7 protein-coding genes are annotated in these 16764 nt (G+C 66.4%); all 7 read right to left on the reverse strand.

Annotation, left to right across the window (positions count from 1 at the left end):
* Positions 1–42: 42 nt before the first annotated feature.
* Genes treY through ACQY8M_RS10395 form a run of 7 tightly spaced genes read right to left on the reverse strand, consistent with a single transcriptional unit; the run spans position 43 to position 16566 of the window.
* Positions 43–2385, reverse strand: coding sequence for a malto-oligosyltrehalose synthase (treY, locus tag ACQY8M_RS10365; RefSeq protein ID WP_428671551.1), 2343 nt, complete (start codon positions 2383–2385; stop codon positions 43–45).
* The gene (gene malQ / locus ACQY8M_RS10370) at positions 2382–4223 is read right to left on the reverse strand and encodes a 4-alpha-glucanotransferase (RefSeq protein WP_428671553.1); all 1842 of its coding nucleotides are present in this window, start codon (positions 4221–4223) and stop codon (positions 2382–2384) included. The genes treY and malQ overlap by 4 nt, the downstream gene beginning before the upstream one ends.
* Positions 4220–5926 carry a malto-oligosyltrehalose trehalohydrolase gene (gene treZ / locus ACQY8M_RS10375; RefSeq protein ID WP_428671555.1) on the reverse strand — a complete coding sequence of 569 codons (1707 nt, stop codon included), beginning with the start codon at positions 5924–5926 and terminating at the stop codon, positions 4220–4222. Before treZ ends, malQ begins: the two co-directional genes overlap by 4 nt.
* Positions 5923–8022 carry a glycogen debranching protein GlgX gene (gene glgX, locus ACQY8M_RS10380; protein ID WP_428671557.1) on the reverse strand — a complete coding sequence of 700 codons (2100 nt, stop codon included), beginning with the start codon at positions 8020–8022 and terminating at the stop codon, positions 5923–5925. The genes treZ and glgX overlap by 4 nt, the downstream gene beginning before the upstream one ends.
* Before the next feature lie 2 nt (positions 8023–8024).
* Entirely contained in the window at positions 8025–10214 is a 2190-nt protein-coding gene (glgB, locus tag ACQY8M_RS10385) for a 1,4-alpha-glucan branching protein GlgB (RefSeq protein WP_428671559.1), read from the reverse strand.
* The gene (gene treS, locus ACQY8M_RS10390; RefSeq protein ID WP_428671561.1) at positions 10211–13501 is read right to left on the reverse strand and encodes a maltose alpha-D-glucosyltransferase; all 3291 of its coding nucleotides are present in this window, start codon (positions 13499–13501) and stop codon (positions 10211–10213) included. The genes glgB and treS overlap by 4 nt, the downstream gene beginning before the upstream one ends.
* Positions 13498–16566 carry an alpha-1,4-glucan--maltose-1-phosphate maltosyltransferase gene (locus tag ACQY8M_RS10395; protein WP_428671563.1) on the reverse strand — a complete coding sequence of 1023 codons (3069 nt, stop codon included), beginning with the start codon at positions 16564–16566 and terminating at the stop codon, positions 13498–13500. Before ACQY8M_RS10395 ends, treS begins: the two co-directional genes overlap by 4 nt.
* Positions 16567–16764: the final 198 nt, after the last annotated feature.

The raw sequence follows: 16764 nt of genomic DNA on the forward strand, positions 1-16764 counted from the left end.
AACCATCTTCTTACGGCGCAAAAAGACAATGTGAAATCCCACTTAAGGCTTACGTGTGGAAAAAAGGGCTAGTGGCCATCGGGTGAATACTTGCTGCAGTGCGACATTCCGCGAGGTGATCGGCGTTGACCGGTCGTCGAGCGCATTGAACAGTTTCATATCGTCAGAAAGGGATAGTCTGGTGTCCTGAAGGTCGAGGGACAGATCGGCCGAATTCCGGATCAAGGTGCCCGGCAGGCGAGGCACCACCGTCAAGACCGCGTCGGACTTGTGCCGACGCATGAAGGCGACGATGTGGTCGGTGAGGCGCCCCTCGACCTTGACCGGCTCGTAGCTACCCTCGGCAAACAGATCGGGCAATGCGCGACGCAAGGCGAGCGCCTGCACGATCAGCTTTTGCTTGATCGCACCGTCCCGCCATGACGCGAGCGTCGTCTCGGCGCCCAGCATCTTTTGGCGCAACACGAAGTCGACCGGTCGGCGATTGTCGGGATCGACCAGGCTGAAGTCCCAGAGCTCGGTGCCCTGATAGAGGTCAGGCACGCCGGGCGCCGTCAATCGCAACAAGGTCTGGGAAAGACCATTGATCGCCCCGGCCGGCGTGATCTCCTGGATGAAGGCGAAGATCTCGGCGCGCAACGCGGGGGCCGCTTCATCGACGACCAGCCGGTGGAGGAGGTCTTGCGCGGCTGTCTCGTAAGCGGTGTCGGGATCGGCCCAGTCGCTTTTCAGCTTGGCCTCGCGCAGGGCTTTTTGCTGCCAGCCGGCGAGCCGCTGGGCGAAGGTGGCGCGCCCCACCGTGTCTTCGAGCGCAAGATCGAGCGGCCAGGCACCGACGATCATCTGCAGCAGCATCGCGATGTCGCCGGGATCGGGCATGCCGCCGGTTCGCAGCAGGGCGCATTGCTCGATCCAGCGTGCTTGCCGCCGGGTCCATTCCTCCGGCTTCTCGCTCAGCACCGCGAGGCGCGCGCGCGAATCCTCGCCGCGCTTGTGATCGTGCGTGGCGGTGGCGAGCAGGCCGTGCGGCTGCGTCGCCTGGCGGCGCTGCATGCGGGCATGGAAGTCCGCCGCCGTGTCGCCGAAGCGTTCGACATCGAAGCCGACGTCGTTGCGCGAGAGCAGCTTGCCGTAGCGATAAAAGGCCGTGTCCTCGACCGATTTGGCGGCGACCGGCGAGCTCAATTGCTGGAAGCGGGTGACGGCGCCGCCCGGCGCGCGCATCCGGCCGTGCAGCCAGTCGATCACCCAGCGGTCGCCGGGCAAGCCAGTTTTCTTCGCCGCCTCGGCGGCCTGCCTGAGGAACTGCGCGTCGCCGGCCGTGCCATAACCTCGGTAGACCGGAAAATGCACCAGCAGTTCGGTCAGGGCACGACGCAACGCCGGTCGGCTGAGGTCGCTGTCTTTGCCCGGATGGAACGCGGCGATGCAGGCTTCGAGCGGAGCTGAGAAGCTGCGGGCAATGATCTCGCGACGGGCTGCTTCCTCCTCGGTCGCGAAATCGGCCGGCCGGCCGCTCAGCGTCGCCCATGCCTCGGCGAGCACCGGCTCGCCGGCCGGGTCGTGCTGCAGGGCGCTCACTTCGTCCATGAAATCGTAGCCGGTGGTGCCGTCGCAGCCCCACTCGGCCGGCAGCGTCTCACCGCGCAGCAGGATCTTCTCGACCACGAGATAAGGCCGGGCAGGGTTCGTGGGATCAAGCCGCTGGCGCAACTTTCGGCAGTAGCCTGCCGGATCGGCGAGGCCGTCGATGTGGTCGACCCGCACGCCGTCTATCGTGCCCTCGGCATAGAGCCGCGCGATCATCGCATGCGCGGCCTCGAACGCCTCGTCGTCCTCCATGCGCAGGCAGACCAGCTCGTTGATGTCGAAGAAGCGCCGCCAGTTGATGCGGTCGCTGGCGGTGCGCCACCAGCCGAGGCGATAGGCCCCGGGCTTCGGGAGGTTCAGCGCGTCGACCTCCTTCGCCGTGACGTCTGCGGCGGGCTTGCCGAGCCAGGGCAGGAAGACCGTGCCGGGCTCCCAATCGATGTCGAACCAGCGAGCGTAGCGACTGTCTTGGCCATTGCGCAGCACGTCCACCCACCACGCATTCTCCAGCGTGGCGGCCATGTGGTTCGGCACGATGTCGACGATAAGGCCGAGCTTCTCGCGGCGCAGGGCATCGACGAGCCGCTTCAGCGCGGTTTCGCCGCCCAGTTCAGGACTCACTTGCGTCGGGTCGGTGACGTCGTAACCGTGCAGCGAGCCGGCACGCGCCGTGGTGATCGGCGAGGCGTAGAGATGGCTGACGCCGAGCGCGGCGAAGTAGGGCACAAGCGCCTCGGCATCGGCAAAGGTAAAGCCCTTGTGGAACTGCAGCCGCAGCGTGGCGCGCGGTGTCATGACGAGCGTCGTGCTTTCAGCAGGCCAAGGCGCTTCTCGGCGGCAGGGTGACGCAGCATCTCATCCACCGGAAGGTGGAAGCGCCGCCGCCAGTTGGGATGCTGGTCGGTCGTGCCCGGCAGGTTGGGTTGCTCGGCAACGCCCATGATGTCCTCGAGCGGGACGATCGCAAGAGGGCCCGGGGCTTGGGCGACGAACTCGACGGCAGCATCGACGACCGCATCGGTGTCGTCCGCCGCTGGCGGCGTGCCGCTGGCGGCGCCGGCGTCGGTGAAAGCCCGCCACAACGCGGCGCGTTCGGCCGGGCGCTGCGCGATCTCGGATTCCTCGACGGTGCCGATGCCCCGGCGCAGTTCGAGATCGGCGCCGCGCCACCAGCCGGCGACGGTCGGCAGGTCGTGTGTCGTGGTCATGCCGACCGCGTCGGCGCGCCATTCGCCCGGCGCCAGGAAGCGATCACGCTCGCGCTGGAACCAGAGCACGTCCATGCCGGCGATGCCGGCTTCACGGCAGCGTGCGCGAAAGGACGGCGGCACCGTTCCGAGATCCTCGCCGACCACGATGGCCTTGTGGCGATGCGATTCGAGCGCCAGCAGCCGCAGCAGATCGTCGAGCGGATAGGACAGGTAAGCGCCTTCCGACGCGGGCGCGCCGTGCGGCACCAGCCAGAGCCGCATCAGTCCCATCGCATGATCGATCCGCACGCCGCCGGCGTGGCGCATGTTGGCGCGCAGGGTGGCGATGAAGGGCGCGAAGCCGCCGGCGACCAGCGCCTGTGGCGAGAAGGAGGTGAGGCCCCAGTTCTGACCCTGCGGATTGAACAGGTCGGGCGGAGCGCCGATGGCGAGGCCGGTCAGGAACTCCTTTGGATTTGCACCAACTTGTGCGCCGCCGCCGTCGAGGCCGATGGCGAGATCGCTGATCAGGCCGATCCGCATGCCGGCGTCCCTGGCGGCCGTCTGTGCCGCGGCGAACGCGCCGTCGGCCAGCCATTGCAGAAAGGCGTAGTAGCGCGGATCGCCGCCGTTGCGGGCTTCAAAGCCGGCATGGCCGGCGAGCGTCGGACCGCCGTCGCGGAGGAAGGCGTCGAATGCCGGCTTGCGCGAGGATTTGCCATTGCGGAAGTCATCGTACAGCCGGCCGAACAGGGCATACTTGCGCCGCGCCGCGCTCGGCCAGTCGATCAGGGGTTCCTCGGGTTCTGTCTCCGCCTCCACACGGTGCTCGCCCAGCATCGTGACGGGATCGACGAGCAGCGGATTGAGGAACAGACGGCTGGACGGCGAATAGGGCCCGAAGCGGCTCGCATCGTCGGGGAACAGGCTGTGCGTTGGGCTGAGCGCGATGGCATCGGCACCCTGCTTTGCCGCTTGTTGGGCGAGAGTGGCCAACGCGGTCGTGTCGCCGATGCCGCCGTCGTCCGCACGTTTCAGGCTATAGAGCTGGACGGCGATGCCCCAAAGCTTTTTTCCGGGCGCGATGTCGCCGATCGTGACGCAGCGCGGCGGCGCCATGGCGATCGTGACCTCGCGATCAGCGTAGCGCAGTGTGTGGTAGCCGGGCGTGTCGATCGGCGGGACCATCGACTGCAGGGTGAGTGACAGGCGCGAACCGTCTTCGAGCACGAGTTCGGCAGGGCCTTCCGCGACGATGTCGATGGGCTGGCCGACGGTCGCCGTTATCAACGGGGGAGGTTGTCGCGGCCCGATGTCGCCCAGTGCGTCCAGGATGCGGTTCAGTGATGCCACGGAGACGCGTTGCGGCTGCCCGTTGGCATCCGTCCAGTCGACCGCGATCCCGGCCTTGTGAGCCTGCGCGAGGATCGTCTCGTCGTTCATGGTGCGGGCTCGAGGAAGACGGCAGTGCTGCGAGCGGCCAGTATGCCGTCGACGATCGCTTCGCCCGAAGTGGTGAAGAGCGGCTTGCCGGCCGGTGATGCGATCGCTGCTGGCTCGGGACCGAGATTGGCGGCTACGGCGAGGATCGCACCGTCGCCCATCCTCCAGCGCACCAGCACGGCAGCCGGCCCCAGGACCTGGCTGTCGAGCGTCCGAGCTCCCGGCAGGCGCGGCACGATGGTGTCATGGCGCACCTTCAGGAGGGTTCGATACAGGCTATCGTCGCCGGTCGGCGGCACGCGGCAGCGTTCGAAGGTCTCGCGGGCGTTGGGATCGGGGATGTCCTCGCCGCCGAAGCGCGTGAAACTGGCGAACTCTCGACGCCGCCCCTCGCGCACTGCATCGGCGAGGTCGCCGTGGTAGTCGGTGAAGAACTGGAAGGGCGTCTCGCTCATCCGCTCCTCGCCCATGAAGATCAGCGGAATGTTCGGGCCGAGAAGTTGCAAGGCGATCGCCGCCTTCAGCGCATCGGGATCGGTGATTGTCGCCAACCGGTCGCCGAACGGCCGGTTGCCGATCTGGTCGTGGTTCTGCAGGAACAGCACGAACGCGGTCGGCGGCAGGTCGGCGCTGAGCGTGCCGCGCCTCGCGCCCTTGCGATAGGGCGAGGGATCACCCTGGAAGACGAAGCCTTCGGCGAGTGCCCGCGCCAGCTGCCGGGCCGGCGCCTGGGCGTAGTCGCTGTAATAGCCGTCGCTTTCGCCGGTCAGCAGCACATGAAGCACGTGGTGGGCGTCGTCGTTCCACTGTCCGTCGTAGCCGTGGCGCAGGTGGTCGGCTTCATTGCCGTCATGCTCCAGCACCAGATGGACCTGACGGCTCTTGTCGACGGTACGGCGCACCTCGGCCGCCATCTCGTCGAGCCACGTCTGGTCGGCGATGGCGTGCACGGCGTCGAGCCGCAGCCCGTCGAAGCGGTATTCCGTCAGCCAGTAGAGCGCGTTCTCGATGAAGAAGCGCCGCACCGGCTCCTGGCGGAAATCGATCGCGGCGCCCCATGGGGTGTTCACGTCGTGACGGAAGAAATCAGGCGCATAGGCGCCGAGATAGTTCCCGTCCGGCCCGAAGTGATTGTAGACGACATCGAGGAACATCATGAGTCCGCGCCCATGAGCGGCATCGATCAGCGCTTTCAGCTCGTCGGGCGTGCCGTAGGAACGGTCGGGCGCAAAGGGCAGCGCGCCATCGTAGCCCCAATTGCGCGTGCCGGGAAAATCGTTGATCGGCATCAGCTCGATGGCGGTGATGCCAAGCCCGGCCAGGCGATCGAGGTCGGCCTGCACGCCGGCGAAGCCGCCACAGGTGCCCGCATGCAGCTCGTACAGCACGGTTTCGTGCCAGGGCCGGCCCTGCCATCCTGGATGGCGCCAGCGATAGGCGTTCGGATCGACGACAAGGCTTGGGCCGTGGACGTCTTCGGCCTGAGCGCGGGATGCCGGATCGGGCACGGCCTGGCCCGATTCGAGACGATAGAGGTAGGAGGCGCCGGGGGCGGCCTCGGCCTCGGCTTCGAACCAGCCGTCGGCCAGGGGCGCCATCGTGGTCGACCGGCCATCGATCTCGAGGCCGATTCTCTTCTGGCCGGGCGCCCAAAGCCGGAAACGCGTGCGATGGTCGCCGAGATAGGTTGCTCCGAACTTCATTTCACATAAACGCTGCGGGTCAGCACAACGCTGCGTGCCTTCACCGGAACGATGTCGCCTTCGAGCGCTCGTTCCATCGCAGCCGGGTCGGCGCTGTCGATCAGCACCGTCGTCGGCAGCTGGGGCGCCGGCAGCCGGAAGGACTGGTCTTCGGGAGTGGGATTGAAGAAGCAGGTCAGGATCGGAACGCTGCCGTCCGCAGCGGCGGCGGCCCGGCGCAAGACCATCGTACGCTCCGCCGGATTATCCCAGGCCTCGGCCGAGATGACCTCGCCCTGTTCGTCGAACCAGGCGATGTCGAGCACATTCGGCGCCGGCTGGTCCTTGCCGTGCAGGAAGGCGGCGCAACGCAGGATCGGATGCTCGTGGCGCAACGCAATCACGCGCGCCACGAAGTCAGTGAGGAGGCGGCCTTCGTCGCTGTCGGCCATCGTCCAGTCGATCCACGACGTCTCGTTGTCCTGGGCATAGGCATTGTTGTTGCCGTTCTGCGTGCGGCCGAACTCGTCGCCGGCCAGCAGCATGGGGGTACCCTGAGCCAGGAACACCGTGGCCAGCATGGCGCATTGCAGCCGGGTGCGTATCTCCCTCGTGGCCGGATCGATGCTGGGACCCTCTGTGCCCCAGTTGGCCGAAAGGTTCTCCGAATGGCCGTCGTTGTTGTCCTCGCCATTGGCCTCGTTGTGCTTTTCGGCGTAGCTCACGGTGTCGAGAAGGGTGAAGCCGTCGTGGCTGGCGACATAGTTGATCGAGGCGTAAGGCCGGCGACCGCGGTGCCCGAAGAGGTCGGCCGAACCTGCGAGCCGAGCGGCGAAGTCCGAGCGCTGGCCTTCGTCGCCGCGCCAGAACCGGCGCACGCTGTCGCGGAAGCGGTCGTTCCATTCGGCGAAGCCCGGCGGGTGCTGGCCGAGTTGGTACCCACCCGGACCGGGATCCCAGGGTTCGGAGATCAGCTTCACGCGCGACAGCACCGGGTCCTGGCGCACGGCATCGAAGAAGCCGGAACCGGCGTCGAAGCCGTAGCCTTCGCGCCCGAGGATGGTGCCGAGATCGAACCGGAAGCCGTCGACGTGGAATGACGTCACCCAGTAGCGCAGCGAATCCATCACCATCTGCAGCACGCGCGGATGGGACAGGTTCACCGTGTTGCCGGTGCCGGTGTCGTTGATGTAGTGGCGCGGATTGTCGGGCAGCAGCCTGTAGTAGTTGGCGTTATCGAGTCCGCGGAACGACAGCGTCGGGCCGAACTCGTTGCCCTCCGCTGTGTGATTATAGACCACGTCGAGAATGACCTCGAGGCCGGCGGCATGCAGCCGGCGCACGGCGATGCGCATGTCCTCGGCAGTGCCGTCGGACAGGTAGCGCGGCTCGATCGCGAAGAAGCCCAGCGTGTTGTAGCCCCAGTAGTTGCGCAGGCCCTTCTCGAGCAGGTGCTGGTCCTGAACGAAGGCGTGGACCGGCATCAGCTCGACGGCCGTGACGCCGAGCCGCCGCAAGTGATCGATGACACCCTGGTCGGCGAGGGCGGCGAAGGTGCCGCGTTCGCGCGGCCGCAGCTCGGACCGCTGGATCGTCAGGCCTTTCAGATGGGCCTCGTAGATGACCGTGTCCGACCACGGCACCTTGGGTGGGCGATCGTCACCCCAGTTGAAGTCCTCCGCGACCACGACGCCCTTGGCAACGGCAGGCGCGCTGTCGCGCCTGTCGAACGAAAGGTCGTAGCGCGGCGAGTTCACCCGATAGCCGAAGATGGCATCCGATCGGCGGATCTCGCCCGTGAGGCGGCGCGCGTAGGGATCGAGCAGCAGCTTGTGCGGATTGAAGCGATGGCCATGTTGAGGCTCGTAGGGGCCGTGTGCGCGGTAGCCGTAGATCAGGCCCGGGCGGGCGCCGGGCAGGTAACCGTGCCAGATCTCGTCGGTATATTCCGGCAAGGCGAGCCGCGTGATCTCGCGCCGGCCCGCCGGGTCGAACAGGCAGAGCTCGATCCGGTGGGCATTGGCCGAGAAGACGGCGAAGTTGATGCCGAGGCCATCGAAGGTGGCCCCCAGCGGATAGGACGAGCCCGCCTGCAGGCGGTCTGGAAACGGCGGCACAATCAGCCGTCGGCGCGCAGCATGATTGTGCTGAGGGGCGGTAAGGTAAGCTCGAGCGACTGTTGCTCGCCATGCGCGGGAACCGGTATTGTCGCGGCGCCGCCGTCATTGCCCATGTCGCTACCTCCATAGAAGCGGGAATCGGTGTTGGCGATCTCGCGCCACTGGCCGGCGCAAGGGACGCCGATGCGATAGGAGGCGCGCGGCGCCGGCGTCATGTTGCAGACGACCAGCACCGGCGGATCGCCCGTCTCGCCCTGGCGCAGGAAGGCAAAGACGGAGTTGGCGCGATCGTCGCCGATGATCCAGCGGAAGCCCTCGGGGTTGGCGTCGCGGCGGTGCAGCGCCGGCTCGGCGCAATAGGCCCGGTTGAGGTCGCGGACCAGCCGCTGGATGCCGGCGTGATTGGGATCGTCGAGCAGGAACCAGTCGACTTCGCCGTCATGGTTCCATTCGCGCTCCTGGGCGATCTCGCAGCCCATGAACAGCAGCTTCTTGCCCGGATGGGCCCACATGAAGCCGAGATAGGCGCGAAGGTTGGCGAATTTCTGCCATCGATCACCCGGCATGCGACCGAGCAGCGATCCTTTGCCGTGCACCACCTCGTCATGCGAGATCGGCAGGATGAATCGTTCGGATAAGGCATAAACCAGTCCGAAGGTCATGTCGTCATGGTGATAGGAGCGATGGACCGGATCGTGCGCCATGTAGCGCAGCGTGTCGTGCATCCAGCCCATGTTCCATTTGTAGGCGAAGCCGAGGCCGAGCTCGGACACTGGCTGGGTGACGCCGGGCCATGCCGTCGACTCCTCGGCGATGACGATGGCGCCGGGACAGCGCTCGGCGACGACGGCGTTGAGGTGGCGGATGAAGTCGATCGCCTCGAGATGCTCACGGCCGCCATGGATGTTGGGCACCCATTCGCCGGCATTGCGGCTGTAGTCGCGATAGAGCATCGAGGCCACGGCATCGACCCGCAAGGCGTCGACATGGAAGTGTTCAAGCCAGTGGAGCGCGCTCGCGATCAGGAAGCCCTGAACTTCGCGGCGGCCGAAGTTGTAGATGTAGGTGTTCCAGTCGCGATGAAAGCCCTCGCGCGGGTCGAGATGCTCGTAGAGGGCGGTCCCGTCGAAGCGGGCAAGGCCGTGCGCGTCGGTCGGGAAGTGCGCCGGCACCCAATCGAGGATGAGTGCGAGCCCGGCGGCATGGGCGCGTTCGACGAAGCGGGCGAAGGCCTCGGGCGAGCCGAACCGTGCGGTCGGCGCGAACAGGCCCAGCGGCTGGTAACCCCACGAACCGCCGAACGGATGCTCGGTGATCGGCAGCAGCTCGAGATGGGTGAAGCCCATGTCGACGGCATAGGGGATGAGCCGGTCCGCCGCGTCGTCCCACGTCTTGCCGGCGCTCATCCACGAGCCGAGATGAACCTCATAAATCGATATCGGCGCATCCTTCGCCTGCCGCGCGGCGCGGCCCCTCATCCAGGCCTGGTCGTGCCATTGAAATGGCTTCGGCGAGGCGACGACAGAAGCCGTCGCCGGCGGCATCTCGGTCTGGTTGGCGAGCGGATCGGCCTTCTGCGGCTGGGGCACGCCGCCCGCGCCGACGATGTCGAACTTGTAGCGTGCGCCCGGCGTCACGCGCGGCACGAACAGCTCCCAGACGCCGGCGGGAAAGCGCAGGCGCATCGGATGCCGCCGTGAATCCCAGGCGTTGAAGTCGCCGACCACGGCGACCCGGCTGGCGTTGGGTGCCCAGACCGAGAAGCCCACACCGTCGACACCTTCGAAGGTCATGCTGCGAGCGCCGAACACCTTGGCCAGTTCGAAGTGGCGGCCCTCGCCGAGGAGGTGCAGGTCGAGATCGCCGAGCAGCGGACCGAAGGAATAGGGATCCTCGGTCTCCTGCACCCCGCCCGGCCAGGTGATGCACAACAGGTACGGAGCGCGATCGACGACGGTGCCGTCGAACATGCCGTCGGGTTGCCGCGCCTCGAGCGTGCCGATCGCCATGCGGTCACTGCGCCGCAGCACTTCGACCGCCTGTGCGCCGGGCAGGAAGGCGCGGATGACCCGGCCCTCGGCGGTGTCGCGTGGGCCCAGCACCTTGAACGGATCGCCATGGCGACCGTGCGCGATGGCGTCGGCTTCCGGGCGGGATAGCTCCGGCAGAATGGCTGCTTGCGCCGTCATGGTACGCTCCTGAGATCGTCGCCCAGGATCCTGATCATCAGCCGCTGCAAGCCGTGCAGTGGGATCGATAGCCATGCCGGGCGGTTGGACGCTTCGTAGAGCAGCTCATAGGCCGCCTTCTCGAGCATGAAGAACGCCAGCAGATCCAGATTGTCGAGACCTGGCAGGTCGGTGACGCCGCCGCGATAGGCGTCGAGGAAATACTGCTGCGCACCGTCGCGCAGGCGCTTGACGAACTTGGCGCGCGTGGCCTCGGGCAGGGGCGCGGAGGTCGGCGTCCTGGGATCGAGCGTTGTGGCAACGGCGTAGTCGAGCGAGCGCATCAACCCCGCGACATCGACCAGCGGGCTCATCCTGGCGCGGCGCTCGGCGAGCGGCCGGCCAGGCTCGCCCTCGAAGTCGATGATATAGGCATCGCCGCTGACGACCAGCACCTGCCCGAGATGGAAGTCGCCGTGGATGCGGGTCATCAGCCCCCCTTCGCCCGACCTGGCCAAACGCTCCAGCGCCTGGATCAGGGCCGTCCTGTTGAGGGTCAGTGCGGCGACGGCCTTGTCGTCCTCTTCGTTCTCGCCGGTCTTGAGCGTGGCCAGGATGTCGAACGCCTGGTTCAGCAGGCCCAGCGCTCGCTCGATCCAGCGCGACACGTCCTCGGCGCCGGCCGTCCCGGGCGCGAAAGCCTCGTCGTCGGTGTCGCGCGCCAGCACCGTATGCATCGCGGCGAGCTGGCGGCCGATGGTGGCGGCGAAGGTCTGGTAGTCCTCGACCTTGTCGGCGCGCGCGTCGGCCTCGTGGGTGGCGAGATCGTCGACTGCACGCTCGAACTGGTTCAGCGTCCAGGTCCAGCCGTCGCCCTGGTTACGGATGAAGCCCTGCGCAACGGCGAGCGAATGACGCTCGCCCTGCTTGTCGATGCGCGTCACCTCGCCAAGCAGGGTGGGCGAATTGGCGAAGCCGTTCGCGGTCAGATAGCGGCCCATCTCGGCTTCCGGATGTTCGCCGGGTGTGACCTTGCGGAAGATCTTGAGCATCGCGGCGTCATCGACGATCAGCGAGCTGTTGGACTGCTCGGCTGTCAGCCAATTGACGGTGGCGTCGGATTTCTGTCGAAGAACCGGCTCGGCTCCCGGCATGGGCTCGAAAACGATCCGGCCGTCCTCCGTCTCGATCTGCGTGCCCTCGGCCATCGCCTGCAGCATCTGCACCGCGAAGGAGGTGACGGCGAACGCGTCCGTCAGCAGGCCGACCCGGCGGCCGCGACGAACGCGCGAGAGGGCGAGCTGGCCGGGCAAAGGTCCGCTGGTCTCGTCTTCCCACACGATCGACAGCGGCATCTGCCAGCGCTGCGTCGCGCCGTCGATCCGTGTTTCCAGCTCCGCCAGCAGCAGCTCGCGGTCTCCACCCGGGAGCCGTACCGTGTAGGCGATGCGTGCCGACTCGATCGTCTGGTCCTTGGCGGAGAACCAGCGCCGCTTCGTGAGGTAGGCCGGCAACGCCTCGCGTTCCAGCAGGCTACTCGCCAATTGGCGCAAACCATTGGCGAGGCCGTCGCGCAAGACCAGCGTGGCGAAGTCAGGCATCGGTTCGGGTGCTGGTGTATGCCATGAGGGGGCTTCGCTCTCCTTGGCGATGATGAACCAGTAGAAGCCGTAGGGCGGCAGGGTCAGCAGGTAGGTGAGCTGGCCGATCGGGGGAAACAGCGATCCGCCGTTCAGCTCGATCGGCACCCGGCCGGCGAATTCGGACAGGTCGAGTTCCACTGCCTGCGGCGTGCGCGAGACATTGGCCACGCAGAGGAGGGTTTCGTTCTGGTCCTCGCGCAGATAGGCGAGGACCTTGCGGTTTTTCGGATACAGGAAGCGGAGGGTACCGCGGCCGAAGGCGGCATGGCTGCGGCGCACCGTCAGCATGCGTCGCATCCAGTGCAGTAGCGAATAGGGATCGCGTGTGGCGGCCTCGACGTTCACCGTCTCGTAGCCGTAGAGCGGGTCCTGGATGGTGGGCAGTGCCAGCGCATTCCAGTCGGCGCGTGAGAAGCCGCCGTTGCGGTCGGGCGACCACTGCATCGGCGTGCGCACGCCGTCGCGGTCGCCGAGGCGGATGTTGTCGCCCATGCCGATCTCGTCGCCGTAATAGATCACCGGCGTTCCGGGCATCGAGAGCAGAAGGCAGTTGAGGAGCTCGATGCGGCGCCGATCGTGCTCGAGCAAGGGCGCCAGCCGTCGGCGGATGCCGAGGTTGATGCGGGCGCGCCGGTCCGTGGCATAGGTCTGCCAGAGATAGTCACGCTCCGAATCGGTCACCATCTCGAGCGTCAGCTCGTCGTGATTGCGCAGGAAGATCGCCCACTGGCAGGCGTCGGGAATCTGCGGCGTCTGCCGCATGATATCGGTGATCGGGAAGCGGTCCTCGCGCGCCAGCGCCATGTACATGCGCGGCATGAGCGGGAAGTGGAACGCCATGTGGCACTCGTCGCCTTGGCCGAAATAGTCCTTGGTGTCCTCCGGCCACTGGTTGGCCTCGGCCAGCAGCATGCGATCGGGGTAGGTGCGGTCGAGCTCGGCACGGATCTTCTTCAGGATCGCGTGCGTCTCGGCGAGGTTCTCGTTGTTGGTGCCCTCGCGCTCGACGAGATAGGGCACGGCGTCGAGCCGCAGCCCGTCGACGCCGAGGTCGAGCCAGAAGCGCATCACGCTCAGCACCGCCTCGAGCACCTTGGGATTGTCGAAGTTGAGGTCCGGCTGGTGCGAGTAGAAGCGGTGCCAATAGTAGGCGCCCGCGACCGGATCCCAGGTCCAGTTGGACCGTTCGGTGTCGATGAAGATGATGCGGGTCTCCGGATATTTCTGATCGCTGTCGGACCAGACGTAGAAGTCGCGCGCGGCCGAGCCCGGCTTGGCCTGTCGCGCGCGCTGGAACCAGGGATGCTGGTCCGAGGTGTGATTGATCACAAGCTCTGTGATGACCCGCAGGCCGCGCTTGTGGGCGGCGGCGATGAAGTGCTTCACGTCGGCCATCTTGCCGTACTCCGGGTGGACGTCGCGGTAGTCCGCGATGTCGTAGCCGTCGTCGCGCCTCGGCGACGGATAGAACGGCAGCAGCCACAGCGTGTTGACGCCCAGGTCGGCGATGTAGTCGAGCTTGGAGATCAGGCCGGGGAAGTCGCCGATGCCGTCGTTGTTCGAATCGAAGAACGACTTCACATGCAGCTGGTAGATGATCGCATCCTTGTACCAGAGCTGGTCGGACGAAAGCACGCGGGCGAGTTCGGGGGAGGGCGCATTCATGACCGGGTTCCCTCCTCAGGGAAAAGGCGCCACAGGGCGAAGGGAGATGCGCCGGGATCGAGCCGCAGCCATTGCCCCTTGCCGTGCAGCGTGAATCTGTTGCCGGTCATCAAGTCCTCGGCTTGCAGCGCGGCATTGTCGGGCAGGTTCCATTCCCACAGAGGGATCTCGAAGCTGGTTTCCTGCGGCTGGTGCGGGTCGAGGCTGACGATTGCGAAAACCATGTCCTCGTGCGACGGCAGCGCCTTGCCGTAGACGAGCACCCGGTCGTTGCTGGAGTTGTAGAAGCGCACGCCGAGATGGCTGTGCAGGGCGGGATTGGCCTTGCGGATGCGGTTGAGCCGCGTGATCTCGCTCACGATGTTGCCGGGGGCGCCGAAGTCCCTGACGCGGATCTCGTACTTCTCGGAGTCGAGATATTCCTCGCGCCCGGGGAGTGCGGCGGCTTCGCAGATCTCGAACCCGGAGTAGACGCCCCACAAGCCCGACAGGGTCGAGGCAAGCACCGCGCGGATCAGGAACCCGGCGCGGCCCGAGCTCTGCAGGAAGATCGGATTGATGTCGGGCGTGTTGACGAAGAAGTTCGGCCGGAAGAACTCCGCCGGCTCGGTGGTCGTAAGCTCCGTCAGATACTCCGTCAGCTCCTGGCGGGTGTTGCGCCAGGTGAAGTAGCTATAGGACTGCGAGAAACCGACCTTGGCCAGCCGGTACATCATCTTCGGATGGGTGAAAGCCTCCGACAGGAAGATCGCGCCGGGATGACGGCCTCGGACATCGGCGATCATCCACTGCCAGAACGGAAGCGGTTTGGTGTGCGGATTGTCGACACGGAAGATCGTGACGCCGTGGCCGATCCAGAACAGCACGACATCGCGCAACGCCTGCCACAGGCCGGGGATTGCGCCTTCGGCATAGAAGTCGACGTTGACGATGTCTTCGTACTTCTTGGGCGGGTTCTCGGCGTATTTGATGGTGCCGTCTGGCCGGTGCTTGAACCAGTCGGGATGCTCTTTCAGCCATGGATGGTCGGGCGAGCACTGGATCGCGAAATCGATCGCGATCTCCAGCCCGTGCCCGCGCGCCGCGCCGACTAGGCGGCGGAAATCCTCGAACGTGCCCAGTGCGGGATGCAGCGCGTCGTGGCCGCCTTCCGGGTTGCCGATCGCATAGGGGCTACCGACGTCGGTCGGACCAGGCGTCAGCGTGTTGTTGCGTCCCTTGCGCGCCTTGGTGCCGATCGGATGGATCGGCGGGAAGTAGAGGACGTCGAAGCCCATGTCGCGCACGCGCGGCAGGTGCGCGATCACGTCGTCGAAGGTGCCGTGCCGTGCCGGATCGTCGGTCATCGAGCGTGGAAAGAGCTCGTACCAGGCGGCGAAGCCTGCCGCCTCGCGTTCGACCTCGAGCACCAGCGGTTCGTGTCGTACCACGAAGGGCCGCTCGCCGGCATCGGAGACGATCTTGCGCGTCTCCGCCGAGATCAGCGCCTGCACGCCGGCTGTGACGTCGTCTTCCTGCAGGATCGCCAGAGTGTCGGACAGCGCCGAACGCGCGGACGGGTCGTGGCCGACCGCTACGAGCGCCTGCCGTATTTCGGTAAGCTCGACCGATATGTCGACGCCGGCTTCCTGCTTCAGCTGGATGGCGCGGCAGAGCGTGGCGTATTCATCGAGCCAGGCCTCGATGGTGTACAGGTGGCGTCCGACCCGGAACGGAGCGAAGCGCGCCTGCCAGCGGGCGTTGCCGAGCGAGATCATCGGCACGCGCTGCCACTCGTCCTCGTCGGCCGCCTTCCAGAGAAGCTCTACGGCCAGCACGTCGTGGCCGTCGGTATAGGTGTCGGTTTCGACGGTAACGACTTGACCGACGATCCGCTTGACGGCGAAGGGACCGCCCGAAACGCGCGGTGAGATGTTCTCGATGATCACCCGCGGTGCCTTCGCCGCGTCGCGTGCGGCTGCCCGGCGCTTGATCAGGACGGGTGGCCGCGCAGGCTGCTGCACGATGCGCACCTCGCCGGGGGCGAGCGGGCCGCCGTCCTGCTCGAGCGACAGGGGTGACGGCTGGGTGTGGGCCAAATCCGTGTTGATCAGCACCATTGTGCGGCGCTCCGTCATGTTCAGCGCGGTGACCTTGCTGCTCGATCCGGTCAGCCCGCGCATGGCCCCACCACCGATCGAACCGATGGCTTTCGCGATGTCGTCTGCCAAGGCCGCGTCGCCGTCTGGCACGGCCGTCGCGAAGCGCGCTTCCAGGGGCTGCTGCACCATGGATTCGAAGCCCATCGGTACAAACAGCCCATCCGACGTTGCAGCCGCGGCCAGCAAGACCTGCTCGTACAGAAGCCGCCTCGTCTCATAGTTGCCGGCGCGTTGCGCGAGCCGCGAACCGAACGGCGCCTCGACCGGGGCGATGATCGGGCCCACCCGGCGCAGCAGCTCGTGCTCCTCGGTATACCAGCTTGCGCGGCCATCCCACCACGGTGTGGAGGCGAAGGCGCCATCGAGGCCGATACCGGCCAGTCGCTCGACGTGTTTCCAGTCGAGGCCGGGTGTCCAGGCGAGGAAGCGGCCGCCGACACCTTCGATCAGCGCCGCAAGGAACTCGGGCGGAACGCGCTCGAGGCCCAGCACCCGGAAGCCCGCCGCACCGCCCTGCTTCCATGAAGCTAGCCGTTCGCTCCACTGCTCCAGAAGGACTTTCGAGGCCTCTCGATCGTCGAAGCGCGCGATGGCAGCATCGACGTCCGATGACTTGATCCGGGGATCGACCACGGCTGCGCCCCGGGATGGCGCTTCATACGTGCGGCTATCGGCGCCATCGATTGCGACGCGATCGAGAACGACATCGACCAGCGTTTCGAGCTCGTACTGTGCGGCCGTCGCGGCTAGATCGGCGATCAGCGCCGTCGTGCTGCCGTAAAAACCCAATCGCGGGTCGGGTTTGTCCAAATCGGCGGCAAGGAACAGGTCGCCGCCTTGCCCGGGCAGGCTGACAGGGGCTGTGCAAATCTGACGGAAGCCCATGGCGCGGGCGCGCTCGAAGTGCCGTGTCCACGAGGACAACGGGCCAGCCAGGAAACCTGGCACGTAATAAATCGCAGGCGACGTTACGCCCTGCTGGATCACCCCCGGAGCCTGCATGCGTATAAAAGGCGGAACCGGACGAATTGTTCCATCGTCACGCAAAATACATTTTGCCCGCGACGAAAGCGCAGCGGATGGCAGGTGTTTTGCAAGGTTTCGGGCTCACTTCAGTCCGGA

Source organism: Reyranella sp., from assembly GCF_965279465.1.
Lineage (GTDB): Bacteria > Pseudomonadota > Alphaproteobacteria > Reyranellales > Reyranellaceae > Reyranella.

Coding starts and splice junctions, on each gene's coding strand:
- treY (WP_428671551.1), bottom strand. CDS start 2,385: ATGACACCGCGCGCCACGCTGCGGCTGCAGTTCCACAAGGGCTTTACC.
- malQ (WP_428671553.1), bottom strand. CDS start 4,223: ATGAACGACGAGACGATCCTCGCGCAGGCTCACAAGGCCGGGATCGCG.
- treZ (WP_428671555.1), bottom strand. CDS start 5,926: ATGAAGTTCGGAGCAACCTATCTCGGCGACCATCGCACGCGTTTCCGG.
- glgB (WP_428671559.1), bottom strand. CDS start 10,214: ATGACGGCGCAAGCAGCCATTCTGCCGGAGCTATCCCGCCCGGAAGCC.
- treS (WP_428671561.1), bottom strand. CDS start 13,501: ATGAATGCGCCCTCCCCCGAACTCGCCCGCGTGCTTTCGTCCGACCAG.